Raw genomic sequence first — 13010 nt, 5'->3', positions numbered from 1 at the left:
ATCCCTCGTAGGGGCGATGAGGACACCCCAGGGTAAAGGCCCAGGCCGGAGGGTGCGGTAGCGGGTGCTGAGGCCGTTGTTTTGCAGTGAACCTCCGGTAGTGCGGAAAACCCGGGAGGTTTGCTGCAGAACGCATGTGGCTCTCGCCCGAGTCGAGCCATGGCTGAGGCTCCTGCTGGGTCAGAAGTCGTTGGCGCGGATGCTTGTGAGGAAGTTGGTCCAGTCCCTTGAGGTGAAGGTCAACAATGGGCCGGACGGGTCCTTGCTATCGCGGACGGCGACGAGGCCCGGCAGGTTGGTGGCCACCTCCACGCAGTCGTTGCCGCCAACGCTGTAGCTGCTCTTGCGGAATTCGGCGCCGGACAGATTAGGGGAGGTCATGGTGACTCCTCGCTGCGGCGATGAGCACCGCAGACTTCTCGGGGGACAGGCACACGTCAACGAGACGCTCGAAGGTCAGCATAAGGTTTCGCACCTGGCCGGCTGCCTCGATGTACACCTCCCCGGCAGGACCTTCCGTGTATCCCACGGCCGGGTCTTCTGCATCGAACGACAGAACGGAAAAGCCGCCTTCCATCCCGACATGTGCTCCTGTGCTGAACGGTAGGACCTGCACTGTGATGTGGGACCACTCCATGACTCGGAGAAGGTCGTCGAACTGGTGAGCCATGACGCCTGGCGACCCGATGGGGCGGCGCAGGACCGCCTCGTCCATCAGGACATGGAGCTTGGGGGCATTGGGGCCAACGAGACTGACCTTGCGGACCATTCGAGCGTCCACGCGGCGCCTCAACTCAGCTTCGCTCAGATTGGGCAATGTCGCCTTGATGACTCCATGGGCGTAATCCTCGCTTTGGAGCAGGCCCGGAATAGCGCGTTGTTCCCACTTGAGGATCGTGGACGCCTCTGCCTCCATGCTGATGTAACTGCCGGTGAACACATCGCTATATGCGGTCCACCAACCACGTCGCCCGGCGTCTTTGCCGAGCTGGATCAAGCTTGCTGTCGTCGCGCTGTCCGCCCCGAACAGATCGCAGGCATCGGCTAGATCCGCCTCGGACACCATGATCCGACCAGCTTCGATACGGTGCGCCTTGCTGGCGGACCAGCCGAGCCGCCGGGCTACTTCGGGCACGGACAGACCCGCGCGCTCCCGAAGTCGGCGCAGCTCACGGCCTAAGCGGCGATGACGAACGGTAGGGGACTTCATTGGCATAGAGACATTGTGCCGCTACTGCTCGTGAAAATTCTATGTGCGTAAGGCTTGCGTACGTGCCTCACGCACGCTCATGATGTCTCTAGCGACGCTACTGTGAGTGAGGTCATCGTGACAAGGTCGAATGGGGTCGAGCCCTTTGGTTGGCTCAGGCGCGGGGCGCCGGGCTTTCCTCCTGAGGGGAGGATTCCCATTCGTCGGGAGGACGGGCGAAGGTCCCCAGTCCCCGGACGGCGTACACCACACCCTCTTCTCGAAGCCGTTGAAGCGCCTTGCGAGCAGTGCCCCGAGCCACGCCGAACTCTTGGACAATCTCGTGTTCGGATGCCACGGGTTCATCGACGGCGTACACACCCTTGCGGATGCGGTCCTTAATCAGTATCGCGACCTGTTGCCACTTCGGCTGATTCGCCCTCCAGTCGATCATCACTAGATCACCGTAGGTGTCCAGGCTCACCTGGAGATACCTACAGTTACCTCTGGTTCACCATGGACAACCATGGTGAATTTCTCCTACCAAAATGGACCCGCCTAGCGCTGCAACGCTTGGGCGAGTCCTTGATCAGGAAGGTCCTCCTGACCCGTGAACAACCCTAGTGCTCCGGTTCCTGACCGGCCGATCGCGGGGAAAAACGGCTGCGGCTGTTTCGCTGAGGTCGCGCCGATGCCGATGGGGTGTGCCGTCTGTGGGCATGCGCCGTACGCGCATGGTTGTCCCGGTCTGCCCGCCGATCACGAGTACGCGCAGCCGTCCGGGGAGCTGATGGCGGTGCGTCTGGAGGCTCGCCGCCTCGGTCTTCCGTTGCCCGTGCCCGGCTTCGAGTCGTCCGCCGACGAGGCGGTTCCGGTCGAGGTGATCCCGCTGGTGCCCGCGCAACGTCGCCCCGACCCGTCCGAGACCGTCCCGGCCGTGCCCGCCGTGCCCGCCGTGCCCGCGCCGCTTCCCCGGCGAGCGCTCCGGCCTCGGGGAGCGCTCCGTTCCCCGGGAGTAGGACCCGCCGGGCCGCCTCAGCGTACGGACACCCGGTGCCCAGCCGTTGGTGGCGGGCATCCGGTCGCCCCGCGTTCTCGCCGATCCAGGACCGTTCCGCCCAGGCCGTCGTACGGCGGCGTACCCCAGACCCCTCCTGCTCACCTCATAAGCCGGACCCGCCCGGCGCTCGCGATGTCCGGGCGGATCCTTGATCGGATGGAGGTCCGATCCATGGACGGTGGTAAGTCAACGACACCCGGGCCGGTGATTTCGGGCTGGCGGGTCATTCTGAGTGACAGGGGGCGGTTGTGGGCCTCCCGGGTCGTCCCGTTCAGTGATGCCGAGTTCGACGCCGGAGCGGCGCGTACGGTCGACGCCGACACCCTCGACGAGTTGCGGGACGAGGTCGAGCGGCAGGAGAGCATGGCACGGCAGGTGACCGGGCAGGCGGCCTCGTGATCCGGCGCGGGCCCGCGCCCGCCGGAGGGCGGCACCGAGACGGCCTAATCCCCACCTTCGTTCCCCGCCGCTCGTGGGATCGGCGGGCACGCGCGGACGCGGAGCGGCTGGGTCGCGAGTGGAAGGACTGGGCCGTTCTCTACGGCACCCACTCGCGCCTGTTCTACGCGATCGCGGCCTGGCCGGTGCCCGGTTCGGAGATCCTGCGGGCCTCCACCGCCGACGACCTCGAAGCCCAGATGTACGAGGTGGTCATGGCCATGGCCATCCGGCGCGGTTTCCCGGCGAGTGCGGCGGTGACTCCCGCGAGATGACTCCCGCGAGCGGCGGTGCGAACCTTCCGGGACCGCTCGCGGGGATGGGGGCGAGCGGGGACCATGAGCCCGGCCGCCACGGCGGTGCCCTCGTCAGGGGTGGCGAGGGCACCGTTCCCACCAGGGCGCGGGAGACGCCCAGCGCGGTGCGGCCGGCCTCGGACGTCACCAGGATTTTCCACGGGCGCGAAGTTGACCGAACCGGGGAGTGATGTTTATTCGGTCATAGACCATCGACGCCAGTCGGTGGGCATTGACTGACGTTGAGGGAAAAGTCCTGCTTGTCCTGAGCGAGCTCTTCCCGTCAGGACCGGTGTCCCCGCCGCGAGTGAGCCAGTGAGCGAACGAGGCCAGTGAGTGAGCAGGCGGGCGGGCCACTGTGCGAGGCCGTCAAGAGACCGCCGTGCGAGGCCGTCAAGAGGCCGCTGTGCGAGGCCGTTGAGAGATCGCGATGCGCGGCCGTCAAAAGAAGCGGCCGTCAAAAGAACGGGAGAGCGACATGTCCCATCACCTTGACTCACCGGGTGCCCGGCAGGATGTCCGCCTGGACATCACCGACCTGTACGTCTTCCGGGGCGAGACGGGCACCGTGTTCGTGATGGACGTCTGTCCCTCCATCGCCGGTGAGGACGCCCCCAAGGGCTTCCACCCCGAGGCCACGTACGAATTCAAGATCGACGGCGACGGCGACCACGTCGAGGACCTCACCTATCGCCTCACCTTCGGCGAACGCGACGCTGCGGGGGACCAGGAGGTGGAGCTACGCCGTCTCGCCGGTGTGGAGGCTCGCGAGGTCGACGCGGCCGGTGCGGTGGTCGGCCGTGGAACGACCGGACGGCCGATCGACGCCGAGAGCGGCCTGCGGCTGTGGGCCGGCGAGACGAGCGATCCCTTCTGGATCGAACCCGACGTCCTCGCCGCGATCGGGAAGGCCTTCGCGAACGGCACCAGGGCCGACCTGTCCCTGCGGGACCCGGCGGGCGCGAAGAACCTGTTCGCCGGGAACAGGGTGTACGCCATCGTGCTCGAAGTCCCCGACGGCGACCTGCTTCCCGTCGCCGGTGACGACCGGCGCGTCGACGTGTGGGCCCTCACCAGCCTGGCCACCGACGCCGGTGGCCGGCGGGTCGTCAACCGCGCCGGCCACCCCATGGTCCACCCGCTCTTCACCCAGCACGACGGGGATCTCGGCGACCGGCTCAACGTCACCCCGCCCGCCGACGACCCGAAGAACTTCGGCGAGGTCGTCGCCGGCATGGTCGCCGGGGTCGTCGGCGCCTACGGGACCGCCGAGGATCCGCGGGCGTACGGCAGGCTGGTCGCCGACAGGCTCTTCCCCAACGTGCTGCCGTACACCGTCGGCACCCCGGCGGTCTACGGCTTCGCCCAGTGGAACGGCCGCTCGCTCACCGACAACGCGCCGGACGTGATGTTCTCCTTCGCCACCAACACCGCGTTCACGATCGGCCTCGACAGCGACTCCGTCGCCGCCGGGCCGACCCGGACCTTCCCCTACGTCCCGTCGGCCGGCTGATCAGTCGCCCACCGAGATGGCGCCCGAGGGGCAGAGCTGCCGAGCCCGGCGGGCGGCGGCGTGCAGCTCGGGCGGGGGCGTCTCGTCGAGGAGCACGACGGTGCCCTCGTCCTCGCTCTGGTCGAAAACCTCCGGCGCGGTGAGCGCGCACATGCCCGCCCCGATGCACCGCCCCAGGTCTGTGGTGATCTTCATATCCCCTCCTACCATCTGACCGGCAGCTCCCGTACACCGTAGATGGACATCGTGTCCCGCATCGGGACCTCCTCAGCAGGCACGGCGAGGCGCAGGCCGGGGAAGCGGTCGAACAGCATCGGGAACGCGGTACGCATCTCCACGCGGGCGAGCTGCTGGCCGAGGCACTGGTGCAGCCCGTGCCCGAACGCCAGGTGCCCGCTCGCGGGGCTGGTGACGTCCAGGCGGTCGGGGTCGGCGAAGCGCGCCGGGTCGCGGTTGGCGGCCATGACCGAGAGGGTCACCGGGTCTCCGGCCCTGATGAGCTCTCCCTCCACCTCGACGTCCTCCAGGGCCGCGCGGAGCGGGCCGACGTGGATGATCCCGAGGTAGCGCAGCAGCTCCTCGACCGTGTTGTCGATCAGCGAGGGGTCGGCGCGCAGCGCGGCGAGCTGCTCGGGGTGCTGGAGCAGGGCGAACGTGCCGAGGCCGAGCATGTTCGCCGTCGTCTCGTGCCCGGCGGCGAGCAGCAGGAACCCGACGTTGCTCAGCTCCTCGTCGGTCAGGTCGCCGCTCGTGATCAGGCCGCTGAGCAGGTCGTCGGCCGGATCGGCCCGCTTGGCCCCGATGAGCCGGAGGAAGAAAGCCCTGAAACTGGTGATCGTCGCGTGGATCTCCTCGACGGAGGACTCCAGGTTCAGCAGCACCGCGGTGGACCGCTGGAACTCGTCGCGGTCGGTGTACGGGACGCCGAGCAGCTCGCAGATCACCAGCGAGGGGATGGGCAGCGCGAACTCCCGTACCAGGTCCTGGGGAGGCCCGGCCTTCTCCATCGCGGCGAGCCGCTCCTTGGTGATCTCCTGGATCCTGGGCTCCAGCTGCTTCATCCGCCGCACCGTGAACTGCGCGGTGAGCGGCTTGCGGTAGCGGGTGTGGTCGGGCGGGTCCATCCGGATGAACAGGCCGGGGTCGGCCGGGCGGCGCATCTCCTGCATCAGCGGGAAGGGCACCGGGACGTTCAGCAGCTCGCGCCGGGAGCTGAACCGGGGGTCGGCCAGGATCGCCCGTACGGCGGAGTAGCCGGTCACCAGCCAGCCCGTGGTGCCGTCCGGGTAGGCCATCGGGGTCACGGGCCGCTCCTCGCGCAACGAGGCCAGGCGCTCGGGTGGTTCGAACGGGCTGGGGCGCCCGAAGGGGAAGGTGACCGCTTCCGGATGGGCCTGGTGGGGCTGTGTCATCTCGCGCTCCTCTGCGGTGATGCGCTCCGTCCCATCCAGAAAACTACATCAGATGCAAAATTACAACACGTGCAAAGTATGACCGGATGGATTAAGCTGCCCGCATGAGTGAGGTCCTGGGGCTGCGCGAACGCAAGAAGATCCGCACCCGGCACGCGCTCATCGCCGCCGCGCTGGAGCTCTTCATGGAGAAGGGCTACGAGGAGACCACCGTCTCGGAGATCGCCACGGCCGCCGACGTCTCGACGCGCACCTTCTTCAGCTACTTCGCGAGCAAGGAGGACGTGATCTTCCACAACTCGCGCGACGGCATCGAGCGCGTGCTGCGGGTGATCGCGGAGGCCCGTCCGGGAGACCGGGCGATCGACCTGCTGACCCGCGCCGTCGCCTCCGGCTTCGCCATGCTCGCCCTCGACGAGCAACTCCAGAGCGAGATAGGCCCGGCCAACTACCTCGTCATGACGGTCCCCTCGCTGCGGGCGCGCGGCCTGCTGCTCCTCTTCGAGAGCCAGCGGGAGCTCGCCGAGGCCCTGCACCGGGCATGCCCGGAGGAGCTGACCCTCGTCGAGGCGTCCGCGCTCGTCGGCGCGGTGGTCGGCGGGGCCAAGCTCGCCGCCTTCGTCAGCATGAGTAACGGCGCCTCACAGGAGGAGATGCTGGCCGCCGGTCGCCAGGCCACCGAGTTCGCCCTCTCGGCCCTTCGCGCCGCCGCCTCACAGCCCTCCTGAACGGGCCCTCCTCTCCACCTCTCCTCCGTTCGTGCTCCGTCGCGTGCGGCCGTGCCGGTCCATACCTCCGGTCGGGCGGTCATCCTGGTATGCCACGGGCGGCGTTTTCGCGTCTACGCTGACGTGACATGGCGACGTCCTCTCCCACCCGGGTCCTGCTGGGAGAGCGGCGCTTCGTCCTGCTCGCCTCGGCTCGGACGATCTCCGTGCTGGGAGACGGTTTCGCCCGGGTGGCCCTGGCGTTCGGCGTGATCGCGATCCCCGGGAGCACCCCCGCGCAGCTGTCGCTGGTGCTGGCCTGTCAGGCCGTGCCGCAGTTGCTGCTCATCCTCGTCGGCGGCGTGCTGGCCGACCGGTTCTCCCGGTCCGGGCTGATGGTGATCGCCGACGTTCTGGGCACCGTCGCGTACGGCGGGCTGGCGGTGATGTTCCTGACCGGTGACACGCCGATCCCCGCGGTGGCGCTGCTGGCGACCCTGGCGGGGGTGGCCACCGCACTGTTCATGCCGGCGATGACCGGGGTGGTGCCGGAGGTCGTCCCCCGGGAGCGGCTGCAGGAGGCCAACGCGCTGCTCGGGGTCGCGAGGAACGGCGCCATGGTGCTGGGGCTGGCGCTGTCCGGTGTCGCCGTCGCACTGGTCGGCGCCGGGTGGGCCCTCGCGCTCAACGCCGTCTCGTTCCTCGCCAGCGCCGCGCTGATCCGCGCCATGCGCCTGCCCCGCCGCCTCCGGGTGTCCATGGGATCCGGCTGGTCCGATCTGCGGCACGGCTGGCGGGAGTTCGTCTCACGGCAGTGGCTGTGGGTCGTGGTGGTGCAGTACGCGTTCGTCGTCGCCGCCGTCGGGGCCAACGTCGGCGTGCTCGGCCCCCTGATCGCCGTACGGGACCTGGACGGGGCGAGTTCCTGGGCGCTGATCGTCGCGGCCCAGGCGCTGGGGACCGTCGCGGGCGCGGGTCTCGCCGCGCGCCTGCGGCCCCGGCGGCCCATGCTCCTCGCCGTCCTGGTCACCTTTCCCACGGCGCTGCCGATGGCGCTCCTCGGGGCCGGGGCGCCGCTGTGGACGATCGTGGCCGCGATGTTCGCCGCCGGTGTGGCCGGGGACGTGTTCGGCGTGCTGTGGACCACCACCATGCAGCGCGAGGTGCCTCCCGACGCGCTCTCCCGCGTCAGCTCCTACGACTGGTTCGGGTCCCTCGCGCTGGCGCCCCTCGGCATCCTCGCGGCCGGTCCCGTCGCCGCCGCGATCGGTCCCGGTACCGCGCTTCTCGGCTGCTCCGGTCTCGTCGTGGCCGCCACGCTCGCGGCGCTGCTCTCCCCTCAGGTTCGCACTCTCCGGGCACCGGCCCCGGAGGAAGTCGTACGGCCCGCGTCTGGGGAGACCGCGGGCCGTACTCACTCACAGGAGGGTGGTCAGGGGTTGGGGACGGTGTCGACCCAGGCGGTCGACGCGGAGCGGTAGTTGTTGACGCGGCTCAGGACGGTGGCCGGGGCCACGACCTCGTTCTTGGAGTGGTAGAACCAGTCGACCTGCTGGACGTAGTTACGCGAGGTCGAGCTGCCGACCAGGCCGCCGCTGATGAACCAGAGGTTGAAGTTCACCGACTGCACCGTCTCCGGGTAGTACTCGCCGCCGTGCTCGGCGAAGAGGGCGCCGTCGATGTAGTACCTGATCTGGCCGCCGGAGACCTGCAGGACCAGGTCGTGCCAGCCCGCGTAGCTCTGCCTGACCTCGGTGTGCACGTTCACCGCCTGCCAGGGCTCGTTGCGGTAGGTCTCCCACGAGGTGGCGTACATGATGTTGGCGGGCTCGCCCCAGCCGCCGTTGGGCAGGTACTCGAAGTCCTGCTCGCTGTAGTTGGGGTCCAGGTCGGCGGCGAGCGGGGTGATCGTGAAGAAGGTCTGCACGATGTGGTCCCCGTCGGGACCGCTCACCGGGGCGTCGGAGAACTTCACCCGGGCGGCGTAGGTTCCCTCCAGGAACTTGCGCTGGTGCAGCACCTCCGACTGCTGGGTGCCCGAGGAGGTGCCGTCGGTCACGGCCTTGAGCTGCAGGGCCTTGTTGGTGCCGGAGACCGTGGGGAAGGTCACGTTCTGCTTGGGCCAGCTGGCGCCGGGCACGCCGGGGCCGCCGCTGTTGGTGCGCACGGTCCAGTTGTGCGCGGAGATGTTCGGGTCGTCGGCGTTGTTGTACGTGAAGTCGTCGAACACCACCCCGCTGCCCCCGGGAGGGTTCGAGATCGTCGGGGTGGGCGTCGGGGTCGGGTCGCCGCCACCGCCCGAGGGCGAGGTGCCCCAGACCAGGGCGCCGTTCTGGTAGACGGTCACCTTGGTCCAGTCGGCGTACGTCGTGCGGGCCGAGCCGAAGGAGTAGTCGTCGCTCTGGGTCAGCCGCTGCCAGTCGGCGCGGTAGAAGCGCAGCTGCAGGTCACCGGTCTGCGCCCCGACCGCGAGGTTCCCGGAGGTGAAGCCCACCTCCAGGTAGCGGTCGGCGGTGGCCGTACCGGGGGAGAGCGTCCCGAAGGTGCCGGTGACCGTGGAGCAGGAGACCACCGCCCACGAGCAGGCGAAACGGTACTGCGGCGATCCGGCGTCCGCCTTGAAGTAGTAGCGGATCCTCACACCGCTCAGCGGCACGGCCGAGGTGCCGCCGTTGACCAGGTTGAACCACGGCTCGACCTGGTCGGCGGTCGCTCCGGTGGCGCTCGTCTTGTACTGGAGCCTGAGGGACTGCTGGGCGCTGGCCGGGTTGGCCGCGACGCCCACCAGCGCGAGCAGCATGGCGGACACGAGCCCGCCGAGTAACAGCTTTCTGCGCACTTTCTTTCCTTTCGTGGTGCTTTCCCGGGGCTTACGGGTTCTGGGGGGATTCACGGGATGAGCGGGCCGCTTCCGGGGCGCTTCGGCGAGCCGCTTTCGGAAAGGTTCGGGGGAGGTTCAGGGAATGAGCGGGCCGCCGCGGACGCCCTGGGCGCTGAGCCGGGCGAGGTGCGGGCCGAGCCGCCGGAGGAAGTCGGGGTAGTCGCCGGGCGAGCCCCAGGCGACCTCGGCGAAGGCGCACATCCTGGGCAGGGCCATGAACTCGACCCGCTCCGGCGTGGGCATGTACTCGGTCCACAGCTGGCACTGCACGCCCCGCGCGGCCGGGTCGGGTGCGAACGCGTAGGTGTCGGCCAGGGTGAGGACGCTCTCCTGGACGGTCGGCCGGTCGGGGTCGGCCGGCTGGTCGTCGAAGGGCGCGGCCGAGGGGCGGTAGTCGAAGTAGGTCCGCGTGTGCGGCGCCAGGATGATGTCGTTGCCGCCGCGCTCGGCCTGCTCGTCGCGCCAGACCATCACGGTCGTGCCGGGAGTGGGCTCGCGGTCGGGCTCGTCCCAGCAGACCAGCTTGCGCGAGTGCTTCTCCAGGTGCGCGGCCATCCGGCCGATGAACCAGGCGCAGGCGTCCTGGGGGCCCGCCAGCCCCAGCTCCGCCAGCCGCCGCCGCGCCCGGGGGTCACGCTCCCACTCGACGGTGGGGCACTCGTCCCCTCCGACGTGCAGGTACGGGCTCGGGAAGAGTTCCATGACCTCGTCGAGCACGTCCTGGAAGAAGCGGACGGTGGACTCCTCAAGGTTGAGGACGTGCTCGCTGATCCCCCACTCCGACCAGACCTCCACCTCGCGGGACGGGTCGTTGCCCAGGTGCGGGTAGGCGGCGACGGCGGCCTGGGCGTGGCCGGGCATCTCGATCTCGGGCACCACGGTGACGAAGCGCTCCGCCGCGTACGCGACGATCTCCCGCACGTCCTCCCGCGTATAGAAGCCGCCGCGCCGCGCGCCGACCTCGGTGAGCAGGGGGTAGCGCTCGATCTCCAGGCGCCATCCCTGGTCGTCGGTGAGGTGCAGGTGCAGCACGTTGAGCTTGTGCTCGGCGAGCAGGTCGACGAGGCGCAGGACGAACGCCTTGGGCATGAAGTGCCGCGCGACGTCCAGCATCACCCCGCGCCAGGCGAACCTCGGCCGGTCCTCGATGGTCCCGTACGGGATCAGCGGCCCCAGCTGGGAGAGGGTCCGCGAGCCGTAGAAGCGCCCGGCCGGGCCTCCGGCGGTGAGCTCGACGCCGGAGGGGGAGGCGTCGAGGCGGTAGCCCTCCTCGCCGAGGGACGGGTCGTCGGGCATCAGCCGCAGGAGGTCCCGCCGGAACGCGACGGAGCCCCCGTCGACGGCCACTTCCCGTGGCCTCGGAATGATCACGTTGCTCTTCCCTTCGCGGCGTCGCGGGAGGCACGCCTGTGGACGGTGAGCCCTCTCGGGAGGGCACGCGTGTGGACGGTGGGTCTTCTCGGGGGGCGTGTGTGGACGTGAACCCTCTCGGGAGGGCACGCCTGTGGACGGGCGGAGGGCATGGTGGTGTCGGGAGGGGGGTCCGCTCAGCCCTTGACGGCGCCGGCGATCATTCCCGAGGTGACCCTGCGCTGCAGGACGAGGAAGATCAGCAGCACCGGCAGCATGAAGAGGGTCGAGGCGGCCATGGTGGCCCCCCAGTCGGTGCCGAAGACGTTGCTGAAGGAGGAGAGCCAGACGGGCAGGGTCCGGTCGTCCTGGTTCTTGATGATCAGCGCGTTGGCGAAGGCGAACTCGTTCCACGCGGTGATGAAGCCGAACAGGGAGGTGGACATCAGGCCCGGGGCGAGCAGCGGCAGGACCACCCGGCGGAAGGCGGCCGCCCGGTCGCACCCGTCCATCAGCGCGGCCTCCTCCAGTTCCGGGGGGATCGCGGCGAGGAACCCGCGCAGGGTCACGATGGTGAACGGCAGCGTCGTCATGAAGTAGATCAGGGTGAGCATCGACAGCTTGTCGAGCATGTTGGTGTCGCGGGCGATGATGAACATCGACACCAGCAGTGCCTCCCAGGGGGCCATCTGGGCGACGAAGACCATCAGGATGAACGCCTTGCGCCCGCGCCAGCGCATCCGGGCCACCGCGAACGCGGCGAGCAGCGCGACCACCAGGGCGAGCAGCACCGCGCTCGCGGTGACGGTGAGACTGTTGCGCCAGAACGTCCAGAAACCGTCCGCGCTCACCGCGGTCGCGAAGTGGTCCAGGGTGGGGTCGGCGGGCCAGAAGGTCGGGGTCTGCGACTGGATGTCCCGGGTGGGCTTGAACGCGGTCAGCACCATCCAGTAGACGGGGAAGACCGAGACGGCCAGCACGGCCAGGGCCGCCAGGTTCAGCGGCGCGCGACGCAGCAGGCGGCCGGGCAGTAAGCGGCCGGGCGTCAGGGTTGTCACAGTTCCTCCCCTTCGTGCTTGAGCATCCGCCGGAGGTGGGTGATCAGCAGGACGATCAGGATCAGCACGGTGAGGGTGGAGATCGCCGAGCCGAGGTCGTACTTGTGGAGCGACTGCGCGACCTGGAACGCGTAGACGGGAAGGGTGGTGGTGGCCTCCCCCGGGCCGCCCTTGCTGATCGCCCAGATCTGGGCGAAGCACTTGAACACCCAGATCACCTCCAGCGAGGTGATCAGGCCGAAGAGCGGTCGCAGGATGGGGAAGGTGACGGCGGTGAAGACCTGCCGGCCGCTCGCGCCGTCGATCCGCGCGGCCTCGTACAGCTCGGAGGGGATGGTGGTCAGGCCCGCGTAGAGGGTGAGGGCGGCGAACGGCACGGACTGCCAGACGACCAGGGCGACCAGGATGGCGAAGGTGGACGTGCCGTCGGCGAACCAGGTGTAGTCCCTGAAGGACTCGAACCCCAGCGTGACCAGCAGCCAGTTGACCACCCCCAGCCGCGACTGGAACAGCCACTGGAAGATCGTGGTGGCGGCGAGGACGGGGGTGGCCCAGGTGAGCACCAGGCCGCCCATCACGGCCAGGCGCATCCCCCGGCCCAGACGGGCGATCATCAGGGCCACCGCGGTGGAGATGACCATGATCAGGACGACGTTGACGGCCGTCCAGACCAGGGTCCTGCGCACCACGGCCCAGAACTCCGCCCCGCCGAGCACCTCCGCGTAGTTGCCCAGGCCGACGAACTCCGCGCCGCCCCGGATGAGCTCACCGGTCCTGAAGTGCTGGAAGGAGATGACGACGCTGCGGATCAGCGGGTAGAGCAGCAGGTAGGCGGTGCCCGCCAGGGTGGGCGCGATCAGCAGGTAGGGCCAGAGACCGGCCAGCCGGGACGGCCGCGCCCCGGATCGGGCTCCCGGTGGTCCTGGCTGTCCGGGGGGTTCAGGTTGTCCGGGATGCTCTGGGTGCTCGGGGGCGGGGGCGTCCCGGTCGCGGGCGCGCCGCCGTGTCGGGCGCCCGGTCGGGGCCTGGGGGGCAGCGGGCATGGCACTCCTCGGAGCGGGCGAGCGGGTACGGGTGGGTGGGTGGGTGGGTGGGGATCCGGTCAG

Annotated in this window: 14 protein-coding genes; 5 read left to right on the top strand and 9 right to left on the bottom strand. The window is 69.4% G+C overall.

Annotated elements, in window-relative coordinates:
- Positions 1–180 precede the first annotated feature (180 nt).
- The 3 genes from ACSC1Q_RS32760 to ACSC1Q_RS32750 form a co-directional block, all read right to left on the bottom strand.
- Positions 181–381, bottom strand: coding sequence for a DUF397 domain-containing protein (locus tag ACSC1Q_RS32760; RefSeq protein WP_436762570.1), 201 nt, complete (start codon positions 379–381; stop codon positions 181–183).
- Positions 368–1210 (bottom strand): helix-turn-helix domain-containing protein, encoded by an 843-nt coding sequence (locus ACSC1Q_RS32755; RefSeq protein WP_436762649.1) that lies wholly within the window; start codon positions 1208–1210, stop codon positions 368–370. Before ACSC1Q_RS32755 ends, ACSC1Q_RS32760 begins: the two co-directional genes overlap by 14 nt.
- Positions 1211–1364: 154 nt before the next feature.
- Positions 1365–1673, bottom strand: a complete 309-nt coding sequence (locus ACSC1Q_RS32750) for a GntR family transcriptional regulator (protein ID WP_436762569.1) — start codon at positions 1671–1673, stop codon at positions 1365–1367.
- 747 nt (positions 1674–2420) lie between these two features.
- Here ACSC1Q_RS32750 and ACSC1Q_RS32745 point away from each other — a divergent pair.
- The 3 genes from ACSC1Q_RS32745 (at position 2421) to ACSC1Q_RS32735 (ending at position 4496) form a co-directional block, all read left to right on the top strand.
- On the top strand, positions 2421–2648 hold the full coding sequence (locus ACSC1Q_RS32745; protein WP_436762568.1) for a hypothetical protein: 228 nt from the start codon (positions 2421–2423) through the stop codon (positions 2646–2648).
- Complete coding sequence (locus tag ACSC1Q_RS32740) at positions 2645–2962, top strand: hypothetical protein (RefSeq protein WP_436762567.1); 318 nt, start codon at positions 2645–2647, stop codon at positions 2960–2962. Before ACSC1Q_RS32745 ends, ACSC1Q_RS32740 begins: the two co-directional genes overlap by 4 nt.
- A 499-nt stretch (positions 2963–3461) precedes the next feature.
- Positions 3462–4496, top strand: a complete 1035-nt coding sequence (locus tag ACSC1Q_RS32735; RefSeq protein ID WP_436762566.1) for a DUF4331 family protein — start codon at positions 3462–3464, stop codon at positions 4494–4496.
- Here ACSC1Q_RS32735 and ACSC1Q_RS32730 read toward each other — a convergent pair whose 3' ends face one another.
- A complete protein-coding gene (locus tag ACSC1Q_RS32730) occupies positions 4497–4691 on the bottom strand; it encodes a ferredoxin (protein WP_436762565.1) in 195 nt (64 codons plus the stop codon).
- 8 nt (positions 4692–4699) lie between these two features.
- A complete protein-coding gene (locus ACSC1Q_RS32725) occupies positions 4700–5908 on the bottom strand; it encodes a cytochrome P450 (protein WP_436762564.1) in 1209 nt (402 codons plus the stop codon).
- A 104-nt stretch (positions 5909–6012) separates the two neighbouring features.
- Here ACSC1Q_RS32725 and ACSC1Q_RS32720 point away from each other — a divergent pair, with 104 nt between their 5' ends.
- Entirely contained in the window at positions 6013–6636 is a 624-nt protein-coding gene (locus ACSC1Q_RS32720; RefSeq protein ID WP_436762563.1) for a TetR/AcrR family transcriptional regulator, read from the top strand.
- Positions 6637–6764: 128 nt separating this feature from the next.
- A complete protein-coding gene (locus ACSC1Q_RS32715; protein WP_436762562.1) occupies positions 6765–8096 on the top strand; it encodes an MFS transporter in 1332 nt (443 codons plus the stop codon).
- Here ACSC1Q_RS32715 and ACSC1Q_RS32710 read toward each other — a convergent pair.
- From ACSC1Q_RS32710 to ACSC1Q_RS32695, 4 genes are all read right to left on the bottom strand, one after another.
- Positions 8048–9454, bottom strand: a complete 1407-nt coding sequence (locus ACSC1Q_RS32710; protein ID WP_436762561.1) for a cellulose binding domain-containing protein — start codon at positions 9452–9454, stop codon at positions 8048–8050. The two genes, ACSC1Q_RS32715 and ACSC1Q_RS32710, sit on opposite strands and share 49 nt — an antisense overlap.
- Positions 9455–9571: 117 nt before the next feature.
- Positions 9572–10867 (bottom strand): beta-N-acetylhexosaminidase, encoded by a 1296-nt coding sequence (locus ACSC1Q_RS32705; RefSeq protein ID WP_436762560.1) that lies wholly within the window; start codon positions 10865–10867, stop codon positions 9572–9574.
- Between the two features lie 176 nt (positions 10868–11043).
- Positions 11044–11904: a carbohydrate ABC transporter permease gene (locus ACSC1Q_RS32700; RefSeq protein ID WP_436762559.1), complete on the bottom strand. Its 861-nt coding sequence runs from the start codon at positions 11902–11904 to the stop codon at positions 11044–11046.
- The gene (locus ACSC1Q_RS32695) at positions 11901–12947 is read right to left on the bottom strand and encodes a carbohydrate ABC transporter permease (RefSeq protein ID WP_436762558.1); all 1047 of its coding nucleotides are present in this window, start codon (positions 12945–12947) and stop codon (positions 11901–11903) included. The genes ACSC1Q_RS32700 and ACSC1Q_RS32695 overlap by 4 nt, the downstream gene beginning before the upstream one ends.
- Positions 12948–13010 lie beyond the last annotated feature (63 nt).

The sequence above is a fragment of the Streptosporangium heterodermiicola genome (genome assembly GCF_051390675.1).
GTDB lineage: Bacteria > Actinomycetota > Actinomycetes > Streptosporangiales > Streptosporangiaceae > Streptosporangium.
The sequence above is the reverse complement of the archived record's forward strand: the minus strand, read 5'-3'. Positions and strand labels throughout refer to the sequence as shown.

What these genes read in the sequence shown, in the direction of transcription:
- ACSC1Q_RS32715 (WP_436762562.1), top strand. Translation starts at nt 6,765, where the DNA reads ATGGCGACGTCCTCTCCCACCCGGGTCCTGCTGGGAGAGCGGCGCTTC.
- ACSC1Q_RS32745 (WP_436762568.1), top strand. Translation starts at nt 2,421, where the DNA reads ATGGACGGTGGTAAGTCAACGACACCCGGGCCGGTGATTTCGGGCTGG.
- ACSC1Q_RS32720 (WP_436762563.1), top strand. Translation starts at nt 6,013, where the DNA reads ATGAGTGAGGTCCTGGGGCTGCGCGAACGCAAGAAGATCCGCACCCGG.
- ACSC1Q_RS32730 (WP_436762565.1), bottom strand. Translation starts at nt 4,691, where the DNA reads ATGAAGATCACCACAGACCTGGGGCGGTGCATCGGGGCGGGCATGTGC.
- ACSC1Q_RS32735 (WP_436762566.1), top strand. Translation starts at nt 3,462, where the DNA reads ATGTCCCATCACCTTGACTCACCGGGTGCCCGGCAGGATGTCCGCCTG.
- ACSC1Q_RS32695 (WP_436762558.1), bottom strand. Translation starts at nt 12,947, where the DNA reads ATGCCCGCTGCCCCCCAGGCCCCGACCGGGCGCCCGACACGGCGGCGC.
- ACSC1Q_RS32760 (WP_436762570.1), bottom strand. Translation starts at nt 381, where the DNA reads ATGACCTCCCCTAATCTGTCCGGCGCCGAATTCCGCAAGAGCAGCTAC.
- ACSC1Q_RS32725 (WP_436762564.1), bottom strand. Translation starts at nt 5,908, where the DNA reads ATGACACAGCCCCACCAGGCCCATCCGGAAGCGGTCACCTTCCCCTTC.
- ACSC1Q_RS32755 (WP_436762649.1), bottom strand. Translation starts at nt 1,210, where the DNA reads ATGAAGTCCCCTACCGTTCGTCATCGCCGCTTAGGCCGTGAGCTGCGC.